Origin of the sequence: Synechococcus lacustris str. Tous, from assembly GCF_003011125.1 — a bacterium.
Lineage (GTDB): Bacteria > Cyanobacteriota > Cyanobacteriia > PCC-6307 > Cyanobiaceae > Synechococcus_D > Synechococcus_D lacustris.
The window spans coordinates 53,868-76,208 of the sequence record NZ_PXVC01000005.1 but is presented as its reverse complement, the minus strand read 5'-3'; the positions used below and the strand labels follow the sequence as shown (position 1 = coordinate 76,208).

General features: G+C 52.8%; 21 protein-coding genes. 13 read left to right on the top strand and 8 right to left on the bottom strand.

Going from position 1 to position 22,341, the window contains the following annotated elements:
• Positions 1 to 60: 60 nt before the first annotated feature.
• A complete protein-coding gene (locus C7K08_RS16765; RefSeq protein ID WP_161955799.1) occupies positions 61 to 318 on the top strand; it encodes an SH3 domain-containing protein in 258 nt (85 codons plus the stop codon).
• Here the strand turns inward: C7K08_RS16765 and C7K08_RS02550 are convergent.
• From C7K08_RS02550 to queG, 3 genes are read right to left on the bottom strand one after another with little or no spacing between them, the layout of a single operon-like run.
• On the bottom strand, positions 313 to 2,781 hold the full coding sequence (locus C7K08_RS02550) for a DNA gyrase/topoisomerase IV subunit A (RefSeq protein WP_106499077.1): 2,469 nt from the start codon (positions 2,779 to 2,781) through the stop codon (positions 313 to 315). The genes C7K08_RS16765 and C7K08_RS02550 overlap by 6 nt on opposite strands.
• 50 nt (positions 2,782 to 2,831) lie before the next feature.
• Positions 2,832 to 3,707: a tetratricopeptide repeat protein gene (locus C7K08_RS02545; protein ID WP_106499076.1), complete on the bottom strand. Its 876-nt coding sequence runs from the start codon at positions 3,705 to 3,707 to the stop codon at positions 2,832 to 2,834.
• Positions 3,708 to 3,722: 15 nt separating this feature from the next.
• Positions 3,723 to 4,625 carry a tRNA epoxyqueuosine(34) reductase QueG gene (gene queG / locus C7K08_RS02540; protein ID WP_241536976.1) on the bottom strand — a complete coding sequence of 301 codons (903 nt, stop codon included), beginning with the start codon at positions 4,623 to 4,625 and terminating at the stop codon, positions 3,723 to 3,725.
• Positions 4,626 to 4,662: 37 nt separating this feature from the next.
• Between queG and C7K08_RS02535 the strand changes: the two genes are divergently transcribed.
• The 7 genes from C7K08_RS02535 to C7K08_RS02505 all read left to right on the top strand — a co-directional run bounded on the left by C7K08_RS02535 (position 4,663) and on the right by C7K08_RS02505 (position 11,554).
• The gene (locus C7K08_RS02535; protein WP_106499074.1) at positions 4,663 to 5,313 is read left to right on the top strand and encodes an HpsJ family protein; all 651 of its coding nucleotides are present in this window, start codon (positions 4,663 to 4,665) and stop codon (positions 5,311 to 5,313) included.
• Between the two features lie 49 nt (positions 5,314 to 5,362).
• A complete protein-coding gene (locus C7K08_RS02530; protein WP_106499073.1) occupies positions 5,363 to 6,106 on the top strand; it encodes a DUF502 domain-containing protein in 744 nt (247 codons plus the stop codon).
• A gap of 5 nt (positions 6,107 to 6,111) precedes the next feature.
• Complete coding sequence (nusB, locus tag C7K08_RS02525) at positions 6,112 to 6,723, top strand: transcription antitermination factor NusB (RefSeq protein WP_106499072.1); 612 nt, start codon at positions 6,112 to 6,114, stop codon at positions 6,721 to 6,723.
• Positions 6,724 to 6,725: 2 nt separating this feature from the next.
• Complete coding sequence (gene ftsY / locus C7K08_RS02520) at positions 6,726 to 8,051, top strand: signal recognition particle-docking protein FtsY (protein ID WP_106499071.1); 1,326 nt, start codon at positions 6,726 to 6,728, stop codon at positions 8,049 to 8,051.
• A 28-nt stretch (positions 8,052 to 8,079) separates the two neighbouring features.
• Positions 8,080 to 9,453, top strand: coding sequence for a PP2C family protein-serine/threonine phosphatase (locus C7K08_RS02515; RefSeq protein WP_106499070.1), 1,374 nt, complete (start codon positions 8,080 to 8,082; stop codon positions 9,451 to 9,453).
• A 20-nt stretch (positions 9,454 to 9,473) separates the two neighbouring features.
• Positions 9,474 to 10,874, top strand: a complete 1,401-nt coding sequence (argH, locus tag C7K08_RS02510; protein ID WP_106499069.1) for an argininosuccinate lyase — start codon at positions 9,474 to 9,476, stop codon at positions 10,872 to 10,874.
• Positions 10,875 to 10,975: 101 nt separating this feature from the next.
• Positions 10,976 to 11,554 carry an RNA recognition motif domain-containing protein gene (locus C7K08_RS02505; RefSeq protein ID WP_106499068.1) on the top strand — a complete coding sequence of 193 codons (579 nt, stop codon included), beginning with the start codon at positions 10,976 to 10,978 and terminating at the stop codon, positions 11,552 to 11,554.
• Positions 11,555 to 11,567: 13 nt separating this feature from the next.
• On the opposite strand, the gene mscL is transcribed toward C7K08_RS02505, so the two are convergent.
• The gene (gene mscL, locus C7K08_RS02500; RefSeq protein ID WP_106499067.1) at positions 11,568 to 11,975 is read right to left on the bottom strand and encodes a large conductance mechanosensitive channel protein MscL; all 408 of its coding nucleotides are present in this window, start codon (positions 11,973 to 11,975) and stop codon (positions 11,568 to 11,570) included.
• A 36-nt stretch (positions 11,976 to 12,011) separates the two neighbouring features.
• Positions 12,012 to 13,019 (bottom strand): tRNA dihydrouridine(20/20a) synthase DusA, encoded by a 1,008-nt coding sequence (dusA, locus tag C7K08_RS02495; protein WP_106499066.1) that lies wholly within the window; start codon positions 13,017 to 13,019, stop codon positions 12,012 to 12,014.
• Positions 13,020 to 13,056: 37 nt separating this feature from the next.
• On the opposite strand from dusA, the gene msrB reads away from it, so the two are divergent.
• The 3 genes from msrB to C7K08_RS02480 are packed head-to-tail and all read left to right on the top strand — an operon-like array spanning position 13,057 to position 16,803.
• Entirely contained in the window at positions 13,057 to 13,548 is a 492-nt protein-coding gene (msrB, locus tag C7K08_RS02490) for a peptide-methionine (R)-S-oxide reductase MsrB (protein WP_106499101.1), read from the top strand.
• The gene (locus C7K08_RS02485; RefSeq protein ID WP_106499065.1) at positions 13,541 to 14,782 is read left to right on the top strand and encodes a BaiN/RdsA family NAD(P)/FAD-dependent oxidoreductase; all 1,242 of its coding nucleotides are present in this window, start codon (positions 13,541 to 13,543) and stop codon (positions 14,780 to 14,782) included. The genes msrB and C7K08_RS02485 overlap by 8 nt, the downstream gene beginning before the upstream one ends.
• Complete coding sequence (locus tag C7K08_RS02480; RefSeq protein ID WP_106499064.1) at positions 14,779 to 16,803, top strand: acyltransferase family protein; 2,025 nt, start codon at positions 14,779 to 14,781, stop codon at positions 16,801 to 16,803. The genes C7K08_RS02485 and C7K08_RS02480 overlap by 4 nt, the downstream gene beginning before the upstream one ends.
• On the opposite strand, the gene C7K08_RS02475 is transcribed toward C7K08_RS02480, so the two are convergent.
• The 3 genes from C7K08_RS02475 to C7K08_RS02465 are packed head-to-tail and all read right to left on the bottom strand — an operon-like array spanning position 16,804 to position 20,573.
• A complete protein-coding gene (locus C7K08_RS02475) occupies positions 16,804 to 18,039 on the bottom strand; it encodes a type II secretion system F family protein (RefSeq protein ID WP_106499063.1) in 1,236 nt (411 codons plus the stop codon). It abuts the gene before it with no gap.
• Positions 18,039 to 19,127: a type IV pilus twitching motility protein PilT gene (locus C7K08_RS02470; RefSeq protein ID WP_106499062.1), complete on the bottom strand. Its 1,089-nt coding sequence runs from the start codon at positions 19,125 to 19,127 to the stop codon at positions 18,039 to 18,041. Before C7K08_RS02470 ends, C7K08_RS02475 begins: the two co-directional genes overlap by 1 nt.
• Positions 19,128 to 19,139: 12 nt before the next feature.
• A complete protein-coding gene (locus tag C7K08_RS02465; RefSeq protein ID WP_241536975.1) occupies positions 19,140 to 20,573 on the bottom strand; it encodes a GspE/PulE family protein in 1,434 nt (477 codons plus the stop codon).
• Here C7K08_RS02465 and grpE point away from each other — a divergent pair.
• On the top strand, positions 20,573 to 21,226 hold the full coding sequence (gene grpE / locus C7K08_RS02460; RefSeq protein ID WP_423218673.1) for a nucleotide exchange factor GrpE: 654 nt from the start codon (positions 20,573 to 20,575) through the stop codon (positions 21,224 to 21,226). The two genes, C7K08_RS02465 and grpE, sit on opposite strands and share 1 nt — an antisense overlap.
• Positions 21,226 to 22,329 (top strand): molecular chaperone DnaJ, encoded by a 1,104-nt coding sequence (dnaJ, locus tag C7K08_RS02455; RefSeq protein WP_106499061.1) that lies wholly within the window; start codon positions 21,226 to 21,228, stop codon positions 22,327 to 22,329. The genes grpE and dnaJ overlap by 1 nt, the downstream gene beginning before the upstream one ends.
• Positions 22,330 to 22,341 lie beyond the last annotated feature (12 nt).

The following is a 22,341-nucleotide window of genomic DNA, read 5'->3' as shown; positions in this document are numbered from 1 at the left end:
AAACGAAAACAAGTATTAATTTTTCTCCAGTAAAAGCAATTAAATTAACTTTGGCTGGCTTTGGTTTTGCTGTTTTTCTATCCCCACAGCATCTGGCTGCCCAGCCTTTTAGGCAGCCCTGCAAACGTTTGCAATGCTGATTTTCAGGTTTCGCTTAGGGTTGGGCCAAATCAACGCTTTCCAGTAATAACAACTTTGCCCAATGGAACACCGTTGCAATTAATAAGAAGACAATTTAATCAGTTGGGGCAAGAGTGGAGTTTAGTTAATGCAGGGGGTGCTGAGGGATTTATCCCCTCGGGTCCTGTTTGCTCATAATTGATTATTTAGAGGCAATAGCCTAGTAACTTTTTCAGTTTTTGGTAGTTCTAGGTTTAAACCGGTGCCACGGCTATCTTCTGCTAATAGGCCATCGGTTTGCAACCTGATACTGCCCGTTTGTGTTTCAACGGCAACCAACTCCACATCACAGGCCCTTAGATCTACTAATTGATCATTACGGTTGCTAAATCTTAGGGCTATTTCGCCTAGATCCCCCCTTTGACAAAGGCGCAGATTTGAAACTGCTAATTTTTTTAATTGCCCCAGCGCACTAATTAATAAAACCTCTGCATCGGCAGCAGTAACGGCAGCGCCAACAATCGTTTCGCCCGGCAGCAACCTCATCAATGTGGGTCCTTGGGCAGTGCGACCCATCAAGGGAACATTGTTTTCATCTATGGGAAGCCGCAAACTGCGACCTGTGCTACTGGCAACAATTAAATTATCAGTTTCTTTACATATAACAGCCCGTTCTAACACCACACCATCTTTTAATTTTAGAACTGTTGTTGCCCGCCCAGATAGTTCCCTGAATTCTTCAGCTGCAATTCTTTTAAAGCGGCCATCACTACTTAACAAACCAATGGAGAAGTTGATATCTTCTGGGGGTAATACTAAAACCTCAACTACTTTCTCCCCTTGACCATCAACACTTTCTGGTAGGAATTTTTCAATCGGCCCCGGTTGTTGTGCTGCAAATTCCCAACGCAATGCCGCCACGCGGCCGCCGCTGGTGAAGGCCAGCAAGGTGGGAGCAGGCTGAACAGCCATGATCAATTGGCCATGGGCGCCATGGTCCCCAAAAGGCAGCGGTTCACTCAGGTGCAATTTGCCAAGGCTTTGGGGGCTGGCGATCCGCAACAGGCCGTCACTTTGTAGTAGCAGGCGGTTGTCGCTACTGATGGCAGCCAGGGCATGCAATCTTTGCGCTTCCGCATTTGGCCTTTGGGCTGCTGCCCTTTGCGCCACCAGGTCGTCGCCGCCTTCCTGTAAACGCGTGCGCCTTGGCGTTGCAAATTGTTTGCGAAGTTGCTTTAACTCTTTAACCAAAGTATCTAATAATGTAGGCCGATCATCTAGCAGGTGGCGCAATTCTTTTTGCTCCTGGCGCAACTCCTCAAGCTCTTTGCGTAAGCTCTCCTGTTCAAGCCCTGTTAAACGCCTTAAGGGCATTGCCAATACGGCTTCCGCTTGCCTTTCAGTTAAATCAAGTTGCACCTGTAAACTAGCTTTTGCACTGGCGCTATCTCGCGCTGATTGAATCATTTCAATCACTTCGCGCAAAACATTAAGTGCCTTGATTAAACCTTCAACCACCTCTAAACGATCTTCGCAACGCTTAAGGGCATAGCGGGTGCGCCGCACCATTGTTAGTTCGCGATATTCTAAAAATTGCTCTAATAACTGCCGCAAACTGAGCTGTTGCGGTTTGCCATGCACTAGGGCCAACATGATGGCACCAAAATTACTTTGTAAGGCCGTGCGTTTATGTAATTCAGCCATAACCTGTTCAGCATTTGCATCCCGCCTTAGTTCCACCACCACCCGCATACCTTCCCGATCACTCTCATCGCGGATATCGGCGATGCCGGTGATCTTGCCTTCATTTACTTGTTCCGCCAGTTTTTCAATCCATCCGGCTTTGCTTAATTGATAGGGCAGTTCAGTTATCACAACCGCCCCCCGTTTATGGCGGCCTTTTCCCGGTTGTGTTTCCTCAATGTGGGCCACCCCACGCATTGGAATGCTGCCGCGGCCCTGCAGGTAGGTGTCCCGCACCCCGGAACCGGTTAGCACCACACCGCCCGTTGGGAAATCAGGCCCGGGAATTAATTCGAGTAATTTTTGATCGCTTAGCTCCGGGTTGCGCAGCAAAGCAATAAGGCCATCTACCACTTCGCCAAGATTGTGGGGCGGAATGCTCGTGGCCATTCCCACGGCAATGCCACTGCAGCCATTGAGCAGCAGGAAAGGCAATTGGGCGGGTAAAACCGTTGGTTCCTGCTGGGAACCATCGAAATTGTTGGCAAAATCAACGGTGTCGCTGCCGATTTCATCCAGCATTCCCCCATGGGAAAGCGGCGATAAACGGGTTTCCGTGTAGCGCATCGCCGCCGCTGGATCGTCGTCTACCGAACCGAAATTGCCGTGACCATCCAGCAGTGGGTGGCGGCTGGCAAAGGTTTGTACCAGCCGCACTAGGGCGTCGTAAACGGCTTGATCGCCATGGGGGTGGTATTTACCGAGCACATCACCCACCACCCTTGCGCATTTGCGATAGGGCCGATCTGGGGTTAGCCCCAGCTCATACATGGCAAATAAAATCCGCCGTTGTACGGGTTTAAGCCCATCGCGCACATCCGGCAGGGCCCTGCCCACGATCACGCTCATCGCGTATTCGAGATACGAACGCTGCATCTCTTGATGCAGGGCAATCGGAACGATGCGCTCGTCCGCCATGCGGAATGGGCTAATGCGAAGGGAAGGGGCTCAGCCTACAGATAGCGAATTCACTCGTCCTTAAAACCGGCCATCCCCATGGCCCTATCCACAGAACCCCGCAACCTTTCATCGCGGAACAGCACCTGGGTGGCCTGCCGCAATTTGGCGCCCCAAAGCTGATCTTTTTGATATGCATCCAGCACATAATCCGGTTCCTTCACAAGCGCCTGTGTGGCCAAGGTGATGGTGTCTGTGGAGGTTTTCCCCTCTGAATAAAGGGCAGCAGCTAAGGCAAGGCTGGGTTCAGCTGCATCGGAGCTGATCTCTAGGGCCTTACGCCAGCGGCCCACGGCTTCTGCGGTGCGTCCCTGTTCAAACAACACGATCGCTTGGTTGTTAACCGCTTCCCAAAATCCCTTGCGCAGCCCGGCTGCTTTTTCAAACGAGGCCAAGGCTGGATTTAATTCCTTTAGCTGGATTTGGGCATTGCCTAAATCGAAGTAGGCACCTGGATTGTTTGGATCCAAACGCAGGCCCTCCCGCAATAGCTTTTGGGCTTCCTCCGGTTTGTTGTTACGCAGGTTTAAGGAGCCCTCTGCAAACCAAACACCAGGATTATTGGGATCTAACTGCTTTGCCCGTGCCAGGGCTTCATAGGCCCTGTTGTTTTTTTCGCCCTTACGGCTGCTGCGCAGTTCCGCTTCGGCAAGCACTAGCCAGGCCCTGGGGTCGTTTGGTAGAACCTGCACGGCAAGGCGGGCCAATTTGCGACCCTCCTCCACCTGGCCCATCTGCAGAAGCCCGGCAGCGGCACCAGCAATACCCAAACCGGCTTTGCCTAGTTCCTTAGCGCTTGGCACAAACACATAGGGCACAAGCGCCTGGGCGGGAGCCGCTAGCAAACATGCAGCGGCCGCCATTAAAGCCAGCAGCCTGCGACCCATGGTGATCAGCGAATCTCAGAGGCAGCCTAGGTTGCGGCGCCACATTTGCGGTTTGATTCGCCTTAGGGCCGAGCTCCGCAGCGCTTCATCCCACTGATTGTCATCCCATTCTTTTAGTTCCTGCGGTTTGCTTTGCAGGATCCAGTTGCGTGGTTGTAGTTCTGGATCAGTGCTTGCTTTGGCATGGTGTTTATTCCATGGGCAAACCTCCTGGCACAAATCACAACCGGCAACCCAGCCATGGAGCGGTAATGGCAATGTGTCATCCCGGTTTTCAATGCTGTGAAAAGCAATGCAACGGCGGCTATCCACCACAAATGGTTCCGCTATGGCGCCAGTGGGGCAGGCCGGCAAACAGTCGTTGCAGCTGCCGCAGAGGGGGATCGCTGGGGCATCTGGTGTTAATTCGCAAGTGGTGAGCAGATGGCCCAGCAGCAACCAGGAACCATGGCTTTGGCTGATCAAATTGCCGTTTTTACCAATCCAACCGATACCTGCCTCTTCAGCCCAAGCTTTATCAAGTAGCGGTGCCGTATCAACACAAACGCGCCAACGGCTATCGGGTTGCTGCAGCTCCAACCAGCGGCCCAAGCGTTTTAAGCGTTGCTCGATCAGCCGGTGATAGTCCCTACCCCAGCCATAGCGGGCGATGCGGGCCACACCAACCCCCTGTTGTTGATCCACGTAGTAGTTGAGGCCCACCGCCAAAAGGCTGCGCACCCCCGGCAGTAGTTGCTGCACCGCAAGACGTTTGGGATTGTTCATCCAGGCCATATCCGCCTGGTAACCGGCGGCGAGCCAGCGCTCAAGCGCAGCGGTGCGCAGTGGCATCCGCCCCCCAGCTGATGTGGACGCCACCCCAGCTACGGCAAATCCCTGGGCAAGGGCCTGTTGTTTCAACTGGTCGGCAAGATTCACCGGCACTCCTACAGTTGCGCCGCATCTTTATTGTGCCGTGCCTGAGCTTTCCCCTTCCCGTTTATCTGGTTTGTTGCGCTGGATCGGCGGTGTGCTGGTGCTGGTGCTCGCTTTAGAACTGCTGGCGGTGCTTAGTGCCAATGCCTGGGGCGAAGAGGCTTTCAGTCAATTGGTGGTAGACACCCTGATCAAGGGTTCCCCCATGGCTTTGGTGGGTTTGCTCTTGATGTTGGTGGGTTCGCGCCTGGATCAACCGCAGCAGCTGCGCAGCCCCCTGCGCTGGACGGTGTTTGGGGTGGGCATCGCCTTGGCCCTATCGCTTTTGGTGGCAGTGCCAGTAACGATCAGTGGCAACGCAATCCTGCAGAAACAGGCTGATCAGGCGGTGAGTCAAAAACAAATGGAGTTGGAGCGAGCCCAGGCGGAAAGCAACAACCCTCAATTGATTGAAGCCCTGGTGGGTCAGCTGCGCCAGGCGGGTCAATTGGATCCAAACCTGAGTGATGAGCTGGCCAGTGGCCAGGCAAAACGGTTTATTGATGGCCGCTTGGGTCAGCTGAAACAACAGGTGCAGCAAGCGGAGCGGGCTAGATCGTTAACCCTTGGCCAAAGGCGTTTCAGCGGCACTGGTGTGGCATTGCTGTTGGCTTTGGCTACAGCGGCGGTTGCAATGGCTGCAATCCTCTAAGGGGCGCCCCTGTGGCTAAGTTGCATTAGCGACTTGCTGCTCAACTCCCTTGGTGCAGACCCGCCCCAGACCAGAACCGCCCGTAAATGTGCGGTTGCAACAAGACCTCAAGAACGACCTGATCGCGGGTTTGCTGGTGGTGATTCCCCTAGCAACCACGATTTGGTTATCCACTTTGGTGACCCGTTTTGTGGTGAGTTTCCTCACCTCGGTGCCGAAACAATTCAACCCTTTCAATACCCTTAATCCCTTCCTGCAGGAACTGATCAATCTGCTGGCTGGTTTATTGGTGCCCCTACTGGGCATTCTTTTAATCGGTTTGATGGCCCGCAATATTGTTGGCCGTTGGTTGTTGGATTATGGCGAGGGCACCCTGGCTCGGATTCCATTGGCGGGATCTGTTTATAAAACGCTTAAACAGATTCTGGAAACGGTGCTGCGTGATAACAGCACCCGTTTTCGCAGGGTGGTGTTGGTGGAATATCCCCGCGAAGGTTTGTATTCCCTCGGCTTTGTTACAGGAGTTTTGGGGGCATCGATGGCCGCTGGTTTTAATCAGCCCATGTTGAGTGTGTTCATACCAACAGCACCAAATCCCACCACCGGTTGGTACACGGTGGTACCTGAAACTGCCGTGAGGGACATTGATCTAAGTGTTGAAGATGCATTTAGAACAATCATTTCGGCGGGCATCGTTAGCCCTGATGACCGTGATAGCCCGGTTAATCGCAGTTTCTCTAGCCTGCTAGCCCAATTGCGGCCCTCCCCCCTGCCGGGTCCCCCCAAGCCCTGAAGTTGATGCAGAACCGTTCGATTGCCAGGGAACTGGCCCTGTTGATTCTTGGTCAAAAAGCGGATCGAACCCCCAGTAGTTGTGAACAACTTTTAGCCCAAGCGCTCACATCGCTTAACAGTCATCTGAGGGAGGCCCTAGATCAATCGGCAGATCAATTGCAGCAGGCCCAACAGGCTTTGCTTGATAGTGAATTAAGCGAAGGCGAAAACGATAGGGTGCGCCAACATTTGAATCGGAGTTTGGAATCTGCAGAGCAGGTTTTGAACCGGCTATCAGCCAGTTTGGAATTTCCGCGCTTGTTGTTGCTTGCCGATCAACAAGACATCCGGTTATGGGCTCTCGAGCGCTCCAAGGCCGTATTTGCAGCTCAGCCATCCCTCGATAGCCGCATTGATGCGGTAATGGAGGGTTGGCGCCTAACCCGTTTGCCCCGCATCGATCAAGACATCCTCAGGTTGGCGGTGGTGGAAATTGAAGCTTTTCAAACACCAACAGCTGTGGCCATTAATGAGGCTGTTGAATTAGCCAATCGCTACAGCGATGAGGCCGGTAGGCGCAAGATCAATGGGGTGCTGCGGCGATACATCACTGCCTCCACTGAATTGGCTAGCTAACGATGTCTGAATTTGACTGGTTCCAACGTCCCACCCCAGAGGCGGAGGCTGCAGAAGATGCCTTGGCTTGGGCAAAGGAGGCCTACGCCCGCCTCAAGGCCCAACAGCAAGGCAGCCAACCTGAAGTAGAGACTGTTGAAAAAGTAGAAGCTGTTAAAGAAGTTGAAATTTTTGAAGAACCAAAACCCACAGAAGATCCAAAATTAGAAGAACAAAAACCTGTTGTTTCGCTGCTAGAGCAGGCAGCGGCTAAGCGTGAGGAACGGCTGGCAAGTTTGGCCCAAGAAGCGCCGCCAGCAGAACCTGAATTAGGCCAATTGGATGCCGATTTTCTCTGGTCGGCAGAGGTGCTTGCAGCCCAGGGAAGATCAGCGGCTCAAGTATCTATCGAGGAGATTGATTGGCTGGCTAAGTTGCGGGCCGGCATGGAAAAAACCCGCCAGGGTTTTGTTACACAGCTGCTTGAAAATCTTGGTGATGACCCCCTATCAGAAAAGTCTTTAGAGGAAATTGAAAGCCTGTTGCTGCGCGCTGATGTGGGTGTTGAAAGCACCGATCAGTCCCTTGATCGCCTGCGCAAAAGAATGAATGAAGGCGTGCTTGATGCCACAGAAGCCCTGGGTTTGCTCAAGCAGGAATTGCGTGAACAACTTGAAAAACCGCTTAGTAATAAAGGCGTATTTCCCCTGTTGGCACCAGATAAAAATCAGTTGAATATTTGGTTGATAGTTGGTGTGAATGGAGTTGGTAAAACCACAACTTTGGGCAAACTTGCCAATTTGGCTGTGCGCAGCGGTTACAGCTGCCTGGTGGCAGCAGGGGACACCTTCAGGGCTGCTGCGGTGCAGCAATTGCAGGTGTGGGCAGAACGCAGTGGGGTAACTGTGATCGCTAACCCTTCCGCCAATGCTGATCCCGCCGCTGTTGTGTTTGATGCCATCGGTGCAGCGCGATCAAAAAACATTGAACTGCTGCTTGTTGACACGGCAGGAAGATTGCAAACCAAACACAACTTGATGGAAGAACTGGCAAAGGTGCGGCGCATCATCGATCGCCTGGCACCAGAAGCCAAGGTTGAATCGTTACTGGTGCTTGATGCCAGCCAAGGCCAAAACGGTTTGCGCCAGGCGATGGCCTTTGCCGCTGCTGCGCAGCTCACAGGGGTGGTGCTCACAAAACTTGATGGCAGTGCCCGCGGTGGTGTTGCCCTTGCCGTGGCAGCTGAAACTGGCCTGCCGATTCGTTTTATCGGGGCCGGTGAAGGCATTAAAGATTTGAGGCCTTTCAATAGCTTTGAGTTTGTTGAAGCCTTACTTGCCCGTAACTAGCTAACTTAGGGCCCCCTGCGGCAGCCCCATGGGCGCTCAGCCGCCTACCCACCGATCAGTTAGCGCGATTACCCCTGCGGCTTCTTTGCGGCAGCTGATCGATAGCCTCAACCGGGAGCAAAGGCGAAATCAAGAGCTATTGGCATCACTTGGTTTTGCCCTGCGTAGTTTTACCAACCTGAGCCGTTTTTTGGAGTTGGTACCGCTGCTCACGTGCCGTCTAGTGGAGGCTGAAGGGGCAATATTGCTCACTTTGCGCAGCGATGGTTCCCTGTGGCGGGAACAGTTGCATGGTTCCGCTTCCAGCCGCTGCGCTGAACTACTGCGGATGCTGGCGGGGCTGCAAGACAAGGATTTGGATCGCGAAGCCGGTGATGAATTGATGGCTTCCAGGCTTGATCAATTAGTGCGCAGACAATTGGGTGATGTGCAACTTTTTGGTACTTCCGTGGTGGCAAAAAATCGTCAAAGGGGTCGTTTGTATGTATTTAGCAGTGATCCGCAATACTCATGGAGTGAGGTTCGTCGCCGCCATGTGCAATTGGTGGCTGATCAAACTGCGGTGGCAATTGAAAATGAATTGCTATTGGAGCAGATGCGGCAACACCAACGTGTTGATCAACAGCTGAGCATCGGTGGAGAAATCCAAGCGCAACTTTTACCCGATCGCTGCCCTGTTATTGAAGGGGTTGAATTGGCTGCCCGCTGCCGGCCCGCATTCCAGGTGGGAGGTGATTATTACGATTTTATCCCCACAAAACCGCAGCTAACTGGCAAAAGAAGGGAGCAGGGGCGCTGGGCTTTAGTGATGGGTGATGTGATGGGAAAGGGAATTCCTGCTGGTTTATTAATGACTTTGCTGCGGGGAATGTTGCGAGCTGAGGTGTTAACCGGTTTAGCCCCAGATCAAATTCTCCACGACCTAAATCAACTGGCCCAGGAAGATTTAGCCCATTCCAATCGTTTCGTAACCCTTTTTTATTCTGAATATGATCCCCGCACAAGATTGCTGCGTTTTAGCAATGCTGCCCATAATCCGCCTTTGATTTGGCGCCGTCAGGGCCATTCGGTGGAGCGTTTAGATGCCCCTGGTTTGTTGATTGGTTTGCAAGCCGATGCCGACTACGGCTGTGAGCAGGTGCAGCTTGAGCCCGGCGATGTGCTGCTTTTTTACACAGATGGTGTGACGGAGGCCAGTGGCATTGGCGGTGATCGCTTTGATGAGGAACGTTTGATGAGGGCCCTGTTGGCGATTTGCAAGTTGGGGGTGGGCGCCCAAGAAATTTTGGATCAGTTGTTTGCCCGCTTGGATCGTTTTGTTGGTGCTGGCCGCCAATTGGAAGACGATGCCTCGGTGGTGGTACTTAAGGTGAAAGAGGAAGTGGTGTTACCTAGCCTGTGAAATCCTGCGGGCCAGGCTAAATGGGTGCAACTAACAGTGAAGGCACTAGCTGGAGCAATCGTTTTGAGCAGGGTTTGCATCCTGCGATCGAACGATTTAATGCTTCGATCGGTTTTGATATCGCCCTGCTGCAACAAGACCTGGATGGTTCTGTTGCCCATGCCCGCATGCTCGGCCGCTGCGGTTTGATCAGCGAAGCAGAAAGCGAGCAACTGATTGCTGGCCTGGAAACAGTGCGCCAAGAGGCGGCGGCGGGCAGCTTTCTGCCCGGCCTCGAGTGTGAAGACGTTCACTTCGCTGTGGAAAGGCGATTGATCGAATTGCTTGGCCCACTAGGCAAAAAATTGCACACCGGGCGTAGCCGTAATGATCAAGTGGGCACCGATATTCGCCTTTGGTTACGTCAACGCATCGATGGCCTTGAACCCAGCTTGCAGCGTTTGCAACGGGCCTTATTTCAGTTGGCAGACGGCCATCTGCACACCCTGATCCCGGGCTATACCCATTTGCAAAGGGCCCAGCCCCTTTCCTTGGCCCACCATCTTCTGGCCTATGTGGAGATGTTGGAACGGGATCGTTTACGCCTGCTTGATGTGCGTAAAAGGGTCAATATCTGCCCCCTTGGTGCCGCTGCTTTAGCGGGCACTCCCCTAGCGATTGATCGGCGTCAAACAGCGGCGGAATTGGGTTTTGAAAGCATTTATGCCAATAGTTTGGATGCGGTGAGCGACCGCGATTTCGCCGTTGAATTCAGCGCGGCGGCGGCCTTGGTGATGGCCCATTTGAGTCGGCTTAGTGAAGAGGTGATTTTTTGGGCTAGTGAGGAATTCGGTTTTGTTCACCTCACAGACCGTTGCGCCACCGGTAGCAGCTTGATGCCCCAGAAAAAAAACCCCGATGTGCCCGAGTTGGTGCGTGGTAAATGCGGTCGGGTGTTTGGTCATCTACAGGGCTTGCTCACCATGATCAAAGGCCTGCCCCTCGCCTACAACAAAGACTTTCAGGAAGACAAAGAAGCTTTGTTTGACACGGTTCGCACCACAGAGGCTTGTTTGGAGGCGATGGCGATCCTGCTGGAGGAGGGGATCAGTTTTCGAGTGGATCGGATGGAGCGGGCGGTGGCCAGTGATTTCTCCAATGCCACCGATGTGGCCGACTATTTGGTTAACAAAGGTGTGCCTTTCCGGGAGGCATATCAACTGGTGGGCGGGCTAGTGAAAACCTGCCTGGAGGAGGGCCTGTTATTGGTGGAGTTGCCTTTAGAGCGCTGGCAATCCCTGCATCCAGCCTTTGAGCAAAGCATTTATGCAGCGATTGCCCATCGGGAGGTGGTGGCTGCCCGGGTAAGTGAAGGTGGTACGGGCTTTACCCAGGTGCAGGGGCAGCTCAATCACTGGAGAAATGTATTGATGTGTTCTTAACGACATCGATAAGCAGGCACTTGCCGGTTTAGATTTCCCGTGTTCCCACTTTTGTGGGTTCCCCGAGTCCATTCAACGGTCCATTCGGTCCCCTACGGCCAGTGAGCATTTTTGTCGGCAACCTCCCTTTCCGCGCGGAACAGGAGGACATCATTGAACTCTTCGCCACCTATGGCGAGGTAAGCAACTGTTCCCTTCCTTTGGAAAGGGACACCGGACGCAAAAGAGGCTTTGCCTTTGTGGAGATGGCAGACGACGCTGCTGAGGAGCGTGCCATCGAAGCATTGCAGGGCACTGAGCTGATGGGTCGCCCCCTGCGCATCAATAAAGCTGAACCCCGCAGTGGCGGCGGCGGCGGCCGTGGTGGCGGTGGTTACGGAGCACCAAGCCGTGGCGGCGGTGGTGGCTATGGCGGCGGCGGCGGTTACGGAGGAGGAGGTGGTGAGCGCAGCTCCGGTGCCCGCGGTTGGGAAGATCGCAGCTACGGCAACCGTGATTCAGCTCCAGCCCCAGCTCCTGCCGCAGATACCTGGGGTGCTCCGTCCCCTGACTTTGGTGGGGGTGAACCCAGCCGTGATGGTTTCGATGATGGCCGTAGCCGCCGCCGTCGCGGAGGGGATCGCCCCTCCAGCCCAGCACCCAGTGAAGATTGGGGCGATTACGGCGGCGCTGAGGGTTAACCCTAAATCTGAGTTAGATCTGGCGGCTTTCCAATGCTTTGGCAAGCCGCTGGGCTGCTTCTGCTAGCAACATCTGGGGATCGGGAGTTGCTTCTGGCTTGGCGGCAGCTTCTTGGCGTTTCATGCTTTGCATTGTGCGGATTATTGAAAACACAACAAAGCTGATCACAACAAAATTGATCAATGCCACCAAAAAATTACCGGCGGGCCATTGATTGATTTGATCAATACCCAGTGATTTCAATGTTGGCGTGAGCAATTGCCCCATCACAAAACTCACTAGGGCATCCACCACCTTGCCGAAGGCGCCGCCAATAACCACAGCAACTGCAAGGTCTACCACGTTGCCCTGTTGCAGGAAATTCCGAAAATCCCGGATGAAACTGCCGGCATTTTCCTTGCCAGCTCTGAGGCGTGCCATCAAAAATTTTTTCGAACAACCTTGTTTAGCAGCTATCTACAAACCCCGCTCTTCTAATTGAAGGCAGGCTTTTTCCAACACCTGTGGGCCAGCGTTTGCTTTAGCGGCCGCTTCCACAAGGCCTCGGCGCCAATGGCGCGCGCCACTAACACCTTCAACTAAATGCACTAAATGGCGGGCAATCGGCCAGAGTTTGCCTCCGCTTGCGCACCAGCGTTCCGCGTGGGGCAATATGCCCCGCAATACCGTTGATGCTCGAGCTGGCATTGCCTCGAGGTCGTTGAAAACCTCTTGATCCACCCTGTTCCACTGCAAAGGGTGGTGGTATGCCGCCCGGCCCACCATTACCCCATCGGCCCAAAGCAGATGTGTTTGGCAGCTTTCCAAACTTTCTAAACCACCGTTTAGTTCCAGGATCAAATCAGAACGATCTTGTTTCAGTTTTTGCACAAGGTCGTAGCGCAAAGGTGGCACGGTGCGGTTTTGTTTTGGATCAAGGCCCTCCAACCAAGCTTTACGGGCATGAACAATGAAGCGTTGGCAGCCAGCCGCAGCCACGGTATCTACGAAATTGAGTAGTTCGGCATAGCTGTCGTGGTTATCAATGCCAATGCGATGTTTCACCGTGATCGGTAAACCAGAGGCTTCAGCCATGGCGGAAACACAATCAGCCACCCGCTTGGGATCCGCCATCAAACAAGCGCCAAATCGTCCCTGTTGCACCTTGGCGCTGGGGCAGCCCACATTTAGGTTTACCTCGCTGTAGTCCCATTTCTGGGCCCATTCGGCAGCGGCAGCTAACAGCTCAGGGCTGTCGCCACCCAATTGCAGAGCCAGGGGTTTCTCAATCGGATCAAAGCTGAGCAGTTTGCTCTTATCGCCATGGTGCAGGGCCTGGGCCACCACCATTTCTGAATAGAGCAGCGCATGGCGACTCACCTGCCGAATCAACACTCGAAAGTGACGATCGGTGTAATCCAGCATTGGCGCCACACTGAACCGGTGGGCGGGGTGCTGGTTAGGAGTGGCGCTTGAGGGGGTCACTACCCCATGCTGCAGCTTGATGTGCAATTTATTGAAAATGGCCAATTGGCAACGTCGATCTTTGCTTCAGGCCCTGGCTGCCGCCTTCATGGGGCTTTGGCGACCAACTGCCGCTGCCTCCGCCGCCTCTGCCGTTGATCCCGCCTGGCAACTAAGCCCAGCCGAATGGCGAGAGCGTTTATCCGCCAGTGCTTTTAAGGTTTTGCGCCAAGCAGGCACCGAAGCACCATTCAGCAGCCCCTTGAATGCAGAAAAACGCAAGGGCACCTATCTCTGTGCCGGCTGTGCATTGCCCCTATTTTCCAGTGCTACAAAATTTGATAGCGGCACCGGTTGGCCAAGTTTTTGGGCGCCGCTGCAAAAAGCAGTGGATACGGAAGTGGATTTCAAATTGATCGTGCCTCGCACTGAATACCATTGCCGCCGTTGTGGGGGCCACCAAGGCCATGTATTCAACGATGGTCCAAAACCCACCGGTAAGCGCTATTGCAATAACGGCGTGGCCCTAACTTTTAAGGCCGATGCCTGAGCTGGTGGTGGCAGGTGGTGGTGCCGCCGGTTTTATGGCGGCCATCACAGCCGCTGAGGCAGGTTTGCAGCAGGTTCAGATCTGGGAAGCCACAGCTGAACCCTTGGCCAAGGTGCGGATAAGCGGCGGCGGCCGCTGCAACCTCACCCACGCCTGCTGGGATCCAGCGGAATTGGTGGCTAACTATCCCAGGGGTGAAAAGCCGCTGCGGGGTCCGTTTAGTCGCTTTGCTGCTGGTGATGCAGTGGCTTGGTTTGGTGAGCGGGGGGTGGACTTACACGAAGAGGCCGATGGCCGCATGTTTCCCACAAGCAACAGTTCAGCCACGGTTGTTGATGCCCTGCGCCGCAGGGCTGAAGCCGTTGGCGTAGAACTGCACAGCCAAAGGGCACTGCAGGCGGTGCAGCCCCTGGCCTCCGGTGGTTTTGCCTTGAAGGGGCGGGGATTAGGGCAGCCGCTTCATTGCGCCAAATTGCTGCTTGCCACCGGCGGACACCCCAGCGGCCGGCAATTGGCCCAGGCCCTAGGCCACCGGTTGATAGCGCCGGTGCCGTCGCTTTTTACCCTGCGCTTGGCTGGCAAATTTTTAAGGGAGCTGGCTGGGGTATCCCAGGGGTTGGTGCCGCTGGAATTGCATGTGGGCGCTGAAATTTTTCGTCAACGGGGCACGGTGCTGATAACCCATTGGGGTTTAAGCGGCCCGGCCCTGTTGCGGCTAACCGCTTTTGCCGCCAGGGCCCTGCATCAAAATCAATATCGAGCTGAATTGCGTGTTGATTGGACTGCAGGCGCTGATCCGCAAATCCTGCAGCAACAATTGCGCCAGGCGCGCTTGGATTTAGCCCGTAAGCAATTGGCTAATGGCAGGCCTGAACTGTTGCTAGCTATTAAAAAACGGCTTTGGTTAGCCCTGCTTAATCAAGCCCAGCTAGATGCAGCCATGCCTTGGGCTGAGTTATCTCGCCAGGGGGAACAACGGCTGCAACAGATATTGCAACGCAGTGTTTATTCAGTGCTGGGCAGGGGGCCATTTGGTGAGGAGTTTGTAACTGCTGGTGGTGTAGATCTAGCTGAAATAAATCTAGTTAAAATGGAGAGCCGTAAACAACCAGGTTTGTTTTTTGCCGGTGAAATAATGGATATAGATGGGGTAACAGGTGGTTTTAATTTTCAACACTGTTGGAGTAGTGGCTGGATTGCAGGCGGGGCGATTGCGGCGGGCTTTAAGCAATGATTCAAGGCCATAGGTTGCCATTTCGCGCAGATATTCAAGCCCTGCGTGGTGTGGCGGTGCTGGCGGTGCTCATCTTTCATTTATTCCCTGATTTACTGCCTGGTGGCTACGGCGGTGTGGATCTATTTTTTGTTATCTCGGGATATGTAGTTACCTATGCATTGCTTGCGAGGCAAGCTAAAGATCCAGATAGGGAAATGGGTTTCAGTGATTATTTTAAACGGCGTTTGCGGCGAATAATGCCACCGTTATTGGTTGCTCTTTTGATTATTGCAGCCATTAGTTATTTGATTTACGACAAGCGCTTGTTCCATAGCTTTTCCGGCTATTCGATCACTGGTTTATTGGGGGTATCTAATTTAAAGCTTATATCACAGCAAACAAATTATTTTAGCCCAGATGAGTATTTAAATCCTTATCTGCATACTTGGTCTTTGGGAATTGAAGAGCAATTTTATTTAATTTTTCCGCTGATATTTCTGCCTTTTGTTCGAACTGAGCGCCGTTGGCACTTTTGGCTTGCCGCAGGGGCGCTTTGGTTTGCCTCTTTTTTGCTGGCCTGGCACTGGTCGCAAGTTGCAGCGGAGCGGGCCTATCTATCACCACTTAGTCGCTTTTGGGAGCTGGCCACAGGTGTGCTGCTTGCTTTGGCGGGAGTAACGAGCAGGTTTAAGCGGTTGTTGGCCAAATTTAAAAAGTTTGCCGGTTTGATTCAAGTTTTTGCCCTTTTATTGCTGTTGCTCAGTTTTGCTTTGCTTTCCAATAAAGGCTCCTACCCAATGCCAGGTGTGGTTCTACCGGTGTTGGCTAGTGCTGTTTTGCTTGGCTTTGGCGCTGGAACGCCCTTGGCGGTTTTGGCCCAATCCAATGGGTTGCAGGCCTTGGGTGCTGTTTCCTATTCGCTCTACCTTTATCACTGGCCTTGCATTGTGTTTGCCCGTTATTTATTTGGCAGCCAATCTGGGTTTTGGTTGCCCGTTGCTTTGCTTGCAACTGCCCTACTCACCTGGTTTTCCTATCGCTTTGTGGAACTGGGTTGGAGCAGGAGTGCTTCCCTGGCTCGATTGGGTTTGTTGGGGGGCTTTGGTTTAGTTGGTTTGGCTTTATTTGATAGCCAGGCGCAACGGCTGCGGGCCCCTTTGGGTTTGGCAACTTTTTCAGAATATGCCTGGACAGCCAATGATCCAAGGCCAATTCAACAACTATTGCCGGCGGATGTTTCCAGTAATGATGCAATTGCTTCTGCCCTAACCGCTAGCCAAATTGAGCAATTGGCGCCTGGGATGGCCCTGCAGCTCACCATGGTGCAGGCAACGGGCAAAGCCATTGCTGAAGAACGCCGCCATTTATTTGTGGTGGGTGATTCCCATGCCGGGTCGTTGCTGGCAGCGGTGCGCAGCTTGGTGGCAGCGAAGACGGGCCTGGTGGGTTTTGTTGTAACACCGCCGGGAATGGGCGGTTGTTCATTGCTTTCCTACAGCTTTGATCCAGGCCGCTGCTCCGTTTATGAGGCCCAATCGCTTGCATTGGTGAAACGGCTGGCTAAGCCTGGTGATCGCCTATTGCTGCCAAGTTTGCGCTTGCCGCGCCTTTCGCCTCGGTTGCAGGTGGCAAGTTACGTAAACCCAAACACTCCCGTGATGGGTTCACACCTAGAGCCAGCCTTGCGTGGATTGCAAGCCAGTGGCGTGCAGGTTGGCTTGCTTGCCCCCTGGCCTGTTTACAACGTGCTTGGTAAACAATGCCTTGGTTGGCAGCAACAGCTCAAGCTGGATTGCAGCCAAAGGCGTGCCGATTTTGAAAGCGATCGGGCACCTGCCCTAGAACGCCTAATGCGCTTGCAAAAGCGTTTACCGGGTTTGCAAATAATTGATCCAATAAATTTATTTTGTGATGCTAAAACCTGCAGCAATTGGCGCGGCACACTGCCCCTCTATGCCGACCATGACCACCTCAGTGGTTATGGCAGCGCCGCCCTGGGTAGTTGGTTGCTAAAACAGCCGCAATTCAGGAGCCCCTAACTAAGCAATTTTATTAAATACACTAAACATTGGTAAGTACATAGCTAATAAAATTGAGCCCACGATCGCGCCAACAACAACAATCATCATTGGCTCCAACATTGTGGTAATTGTTTTTACAGCTATGGCGATTTCATCCTCATAAAAATCTGCAACCTTGGAAAGCATCACGTCCATTTCACCTGTTTCCTCTCCGATAGCAATTAAACTGATTGCAAGGGATGGGAATAAGTGGCTACGGCCGAGGGCTTGGCTTAAGCTAATGCCATCTTGCACCCCTAGGCGCGCCGCAACCAGCCCGTTGGCAAGTACCCGATTACCAACACTGTCGGCAACTATTTTAAGGCCCATTAGTATCGGCACACCCGCCCTGCTAAGGCTGCTAAATGTTCTACAAAACTGGGCGGTATCCGTTTTTTGAATCAGCTCTCCAAAGATCGGTAATTGCAGTAAAAAGCCATCGATTTTTAGCCGCCCTTCTGGGGTTGCGTGGCTGCGACGCAATATAAAATAACCAGCAATTACTGGCGCCATAAATATAATCGCAAATGGCGAGCGCAACAGCACACTAAAATTAAGCATCAATACGGTAAATGCAGGTAGTTCAGCACCCAATTCTTTAAAGATATCTGCAAATGTGGGTATTAGAAAGATTGTCATGCCAAGAAATACCAGCAGAGCAATTATCAGCACAGTTATCGGATAAGCCAAGGCGCCGCGAATTTGGTTTTGCAATTTTGCATTATTTTCCAGCAGCATTGCCAAGCGCTTCAAAACCTCCTCCAGCAACCCACCGGCTTCGCCAGCCTCCACCATTGTTACGATCAATGGATCGAATACTTGGGGCCATTGCCTAAGGCTGTCGCCAAGGGAGTTGCCCCCATTCACATTGAGGGAAACATTTAATAAGGCCCTTTTAAATAGTGGTTGTTTTTGTTGTTTAGTAATTAAATCAAGGCTGCGAATAATCGGCAGTCCTGCGCCAACCAAAGCTGCTAATTTATTTGCAAATAATGCTTTTTCCCTAACCCCTGGGCGCTTTTCAAAATTTAATTTAATGCCCAGAGGCTTTGCTGATTGCTTGCTTTCAGCCAGGCTTTCTTTGATGGCAAAAGCTAGGATGCCCCGCTGCCTTAAAATTCTTTTAGCATCTGATTCATTATTCGCTTTAATTTTAATAATCTGCTCAGTGCCTTGGCGGCTGCGATGGCTGCAAAGAAATATTTTGGGAGCCATTAGCTGCCCCCAATTAAATATTCTAATTCCGCTGATTTATTTGTTTTCCTTAATGCCTCTTGCTGGCTAATCTTGCCGCTATTTACTAGATTTGCAAGCGATTGCTCCATTGTTTGCATGCCATATTGATTGCCAGTTTGCAGTTGTGAATATATTTGGGCTGTTTTAGCCTCGCGGATTAAATTGGCAATGGCAGGGGTTCTTAGCATAATTTCTTGGGCGATCACCCTGCCAAAACAGCCATTTTTGGGCTCTACTGCTCTGCATAGGTTTTGGGCAAAAACAGCCACTAGGCTGCTGCTTAGTTGCATGCGAATCTGGCTTTGCTGGTCTGCCGGAAATACATCAACAAGGCGATCTACCGTTTGGGCTGCGGAGCTGGTGTGCAGGGTTGCAAATACCAAATGACCAGTTTCGGCGGCACTAATTGCCAATTGAATTGTTTCTAGATCCCTTAATTCACCAACTAATATCACATCTGGATCCTCCCTTAATGCAGCTCTGAGGGCATTTGTAAAACTGTGGGTATCCTCACCAAGCTGACGCTGATGAATTAAGCTTTTTGCAGAATTATATACGAATTCAATGGGATCTTCTATGGTGATTATGTGGCTTGCTTGATTTTGATTTATATACTCTAATAGGGCCGCTAGGGTGCTACTTTTTCCCGAGCCCGTTGGGCCAGTAACCAACACCAATCCATTTGGACGTTTGCTTATTTGCTGCAGCGCAGCGGGAAGCCCCAGTTGTTCAAAACTTGGGATTCGATCACCCAAGGCCCTCAGGCAGGCTGCATAGCAACCCTTCTCTTTAAATACATTTAGCCGGAATCTACCGGCGCCGTTTAATTCATAGGCGCAATCTAGTTCCAGGTTTTTTTCGAGCTGTTCTATTTGATTAGTTGTGAGTAAAGAACAAATCAAATGCCCTGTTTGAACCCTGTTTAGGCTGGTTTCTGCCATCTTTGCCAGCGAGCCATTAAAACGGCCGTAGGGGGGTGCATTGGCGGATAGATGTAGATCGCTGCCGCCACCAGCAAGCAGCCGTAGCAGCCAATCATTCAGTAGTGGATCAAGGGTTGTAGCCATGGGCCATGGGCTTCATGGCTGCAGTGTTCCCCTCGGGGTTAAGCAATAGGGGCAATCCAGCCATTCATTTTTAAGGCCGGCCTTGCAGCCCCTGCAGGTGGCGCCGTTTATTTGTTGCCTACGCAACTCCTGCTGGAGTCCCCCATCGGTTAACAACACCCGTTCAACTTCCTCAAGGCTGGTGAGGCCCTGTTGGGCCAGGCGTAGGCCGCTGCCCAAGAGCGTTTGCATGCCATTTGCTATCGCTAAATCTCTCAATTCATTGCTGCTGGCACCCTTGGCGATGGCCGCGGCCATTGGCTCATTGATGCGCATCAGTTCGAATACACCAATACGGCCGCGGTAACCAAGGCCAGCGCAATGGCGGCAAGTGTTTGTTTTTGGAGCACGGCGAAAGCTGTGCTTACTGCTTTGGCTCGCTAGGAACCCCAGCCTTGCCAGGTCTGCCCCAGCTGGCTCGTGCGTTTCAGAGCAGTGGCTGCATAGGCGCCTCAGCAAGCGCTGCGACAACACACCCACCAATGCTGCACTCAATAAAAATGTTTCTACCCCCATCTCCCCTAGGCGGGCTATGGCGCTGGGGGCATCGTTGCAATGCAGGGTGGTGAGCACCAGGTGACCGGTTAATGCAGCTTCAAGGGCAGTTTTGGCGGTTTCCAGGTCGCGGGTTTCGCCCACCAGCAACACATCCGGGTCTTGTCGCATAAATGCCCTTAGGGCCTGGGCAAAATCAAAGCCCTTTTCACGATTTACCTGGGTTTGGGTAACACCAGCCAGGGTGTATTCGATCGGATCTTCCACCGTTGAGATGTTGATTTCCGTTTGATTGCGTTCTGCAAGCAAGCCATAAAGGGTGGTGCTTTTGCCGGAACCGGTGGGACCTGTTACCAGCAGGATTCCGTAGGGCATGCGGCCCAGTTCCCGCAGTTCCGCCAGCACAAATGGATCATTAATGAGCTGCTCCAAGTTGAGCTCGGTTGCACTGGTATCCAAAAGGCGCAACACCAGTTTTTCGCCAAAGCGGCTTGGCATTGAATTGATGCGGAAATCAACGGTGCGGCCCCGATAACCACAACGGATGCGGCCGTCTTGGGCCAAACGCCGCTCGGCGATATCCAGATCAGCCATGATTTTGAAACGGCTGGTGAGGGCTGGAATCAGCCCGGCCGGCAGCGGTTCAAAGGCGTTTTGCAGCACCCCATCGATCCTTAAGCGCACCCGCAATTCAGTTTCTTGGGGTTCTATGTGAATGTCGCTGGCTTGGCTATCGAGAGCTTGCAGCAGGATGCGATCTGCCAATTGCACCATTGGGGAGGCGTTGCCGGTGGCAGCGCTTTCCGTGAGTTCAAATTTCTCCACCGCAAACCAAACAACTGGTTTCAGGATGGCGGGGTTTCCCGACCTTGATTCATGGGTAGGGCTCCCAGCAACATGGATGAATTCCAATGGGCCGCCCCATGAACGAAGAATCCCCCGCCCCTGAGCTTGATAATTCAGCTCCTGAGGAAGTAGCGGCACCGGTGGAGGAGCTGAACAATGGGGCTGTTGAGCCCGATCTAACGGCTGAACTCACCAGCCTGCGCCAAGAAAATGAATCCCTGCGCGGGCAATACATGCGGATTGCCGCCGATTTCGATAACTTTCGTAAACGGCAGCAACGGGACTCTGAAGATCTGCGCGTGCAGTTGATCTGCAGCACCTTGAGCGAAATTCTGCCGGTGGTAGACAACTTTGAGCGGGCCCGCCAACAGCTCAATCCCGAAGGGGAAGAGGCCCAGGGTTTACATCGCAGTTACCAGGGTTTGTATAAACAGTTGGTGGATGTGATGAAGCAATTAGGCGTATCGCCGATGCGGGTGGAGGGTGAACGCTTTGATCCCAGCCTCCACGAGGCGGTTCTGCATGAACCAAGTGAAATCCACTCTGAAGATGTGGTTATCGAAGAACTACAGCGCGGTTATCACCTTGATGGCCGCGTTTTGCGTCACGCCATGGTGAAGGTATCGATGGGTCCGGGCGCTGCTGATGGCAACCCAAATAATGGCAACCCAATTGAAAATACTTCCGTTGAAACCAATGTTGAGGCTGAAGGTAACTGATGGCTGATTATTACGAGCTCCTCGGAGTTCCCAGGGATGCTGATGCTGAAAGCTTAAAACGCGCCTACAGGCGTTTGGCCCGTCAGTATCACCCTGATGTAAATAAAGATCCCGGAGCTGAAGATAAGTTCAAGGAGGTGGGCCGTGCCTATGAGGTGTTGGGTGATCCCAAAACCAGGGCCCGCTACGACCAATTCGGTGAAGCCGGTGTATCAGGTGCTGCCGGCGCTCCCGACATGGGCGACATGGGCGGTTTTGCTGATTTATTTGAAACCTTTTTTAGTGGTTTTGGTGGTGCCGCCGGCCAAGGCCAACGGCAGCGGGGACCTCGCCAAGGCGACGACCTGCGTTTCGACCTAAATATCAGTTTTAAAGAGGCGGTTTTTGGCCAAGAAAAAGAAATCCAAATTCGCCATTTAGAAACCTGTAACACCTGTAAAGGCAGTGGCGCAAAGGCTGGCAGTGGCCCTGTTAATTGCAGCACCTGTGGGGGCAGCGGCCAGGTGCGTAGGGCCACCCGCACCCCCTTTGGCACCTTCACCCAAGTGGCACCATGCCCAGCCTGCGAAGGCAATGGCCAGGTGATTGCTGATCCCTGTTCCGATTGCGCTGGCCAAGGGGTGCAACAGGTGCGCAAGAAATTGAGAATTAATATTCCCGCTGGTGTTGATTCAGGTACAAGGCTACGCGTTAATAATGAGGGCAATGCCGGCATGAGGGGCGGCCCCTCCGGTGATCTTTATGTGGTGTTATTTGTGCAGGCTGATGCCAAATTGCGGCGTGATGGAATTCATATAAATTCCGAATTGCCGATCAGTTATCTACAGGCGATTTTAGGTGATCGCCTGCAGGTGGAAACCGTTGATGGGCCAGAAGAATTTCAAATACCCCCCGGCACCCAACCCGGAACGGTGCTCACCCTTAAAGATCGCGGTGTGCCCCGCCTGGGTAATCCCGTGGCCCGCGGTAATCACATGTTCACCATAAAAGTAGTGGTGCCGCAAAAGTTAGAAGCAAAAGAGCGGGAACTATTGGAAGAGTTAACCACTATCGCTAGAAGCCATCCCAAGGGGAAAGGTTTATTTGGCGGTTTATTCCAATGACATTTATTTCAA

Excerpts from the sequence above, each read along its gene's own strand:
- argH (WP_106499069.1), top strand. The coding sequence starts at position 9,474 with ATGGGTGCAACTAACAGTGAAGGCACTAGCTGGAGCAATCGTTTTGAG.
- msrB (WP_106499101.1), top strand. The coding sequence starts at position 13,057 with ATGGCCAATTGGCAACGTCGATCTTTGCTTCAGGCCCTGGCTGCCGCC.
- C7K08_RS02475 (WP_106499063.1), bottom strand. The coding sequence starts at position 18,039 with ATGGCTCCCAAAATATTTCTTTGCAGCCATCGCAGCCGCCAAGGCACT.
- mscL (WP_106499067.1), bottom strand. The coding sequence starts at position 11,975 with ATGGCACGCCTCAGAGCTGGCAAGGAAAATGCCGGCAGTTTCATCCGG.
- C7K08_RS02485 (WP_106499065.1), top strand. The coding sequence starts at position 13,541 with ATGCCTGAGCTGGTGGTGGCAGGTGGTGGTGCCGCCGGTTTTATGGCG.
- C7K08_RS02480 (WP_106499064.1), top strand. The coding sequence starts at position 14,779 with ATGATTCAAGGCCATAGGTTGCCATTTCGCGCAGATATTCAAGCCCTG.
- grpE (WP_423218673.1), top strand. The coding sequence starts at position 20,573 with ATGGGCCGCCCCATGAACGAAGAATCCCCCGCCCCTGAGCTTGATAAT.
- C7K08_RS02515 (WP_106499070.1), top strand. The coding sequence starts at position 8,080 with ATGGGCGCTCAGCCGCCTACCCACCGATCAGTTAGCGCGATTACCCCT.
- dnaJ (WP_106499061.1), top strand. The coding sequence starts at position 21,226 with ATGGCTGATTATTACGAGCTCCTCGGAGTTCCCAGGGATGCTGATGCT.
- C7K08_RS02545 (WP_106499076.1), bottom strand. The coding sequence starts at position 3,707 with ATGGGTCGCAGGCTGCTGGCTTTAATGGCGGCCGCTGCATGTTTGCTA.
- nusB (WP_106499072.1), top strand. The coding sequence starts at position 6,112 with ATGCAGAACCGTTCGATTGCCAGGGAACTGGCCCTGTTGATTCTTGGT.
- ftsY (WP_106499071.1), top strand. The coding sequence starts at position 6,726 with ATGTCTGAATTTGACTGGTTCCAACGTCCCACCCCAGAGGCGGAGGCT.
- C7K08_RS02470 (WP_106499062.1), bottom strand. The coding sequence starts at position 19,127 with ATGGCTACAACCCTTGATCCACTACTGAATGATTGGCTGCTACGGCTG.
- C7K08_RS02550 (WP_106499077.1), bottom strand. The coding sequence starts at position 2,781 with ATGGCGGACGAGCGCATCGTTCCGATTGCCCTGCATCAAGAGATGCAG.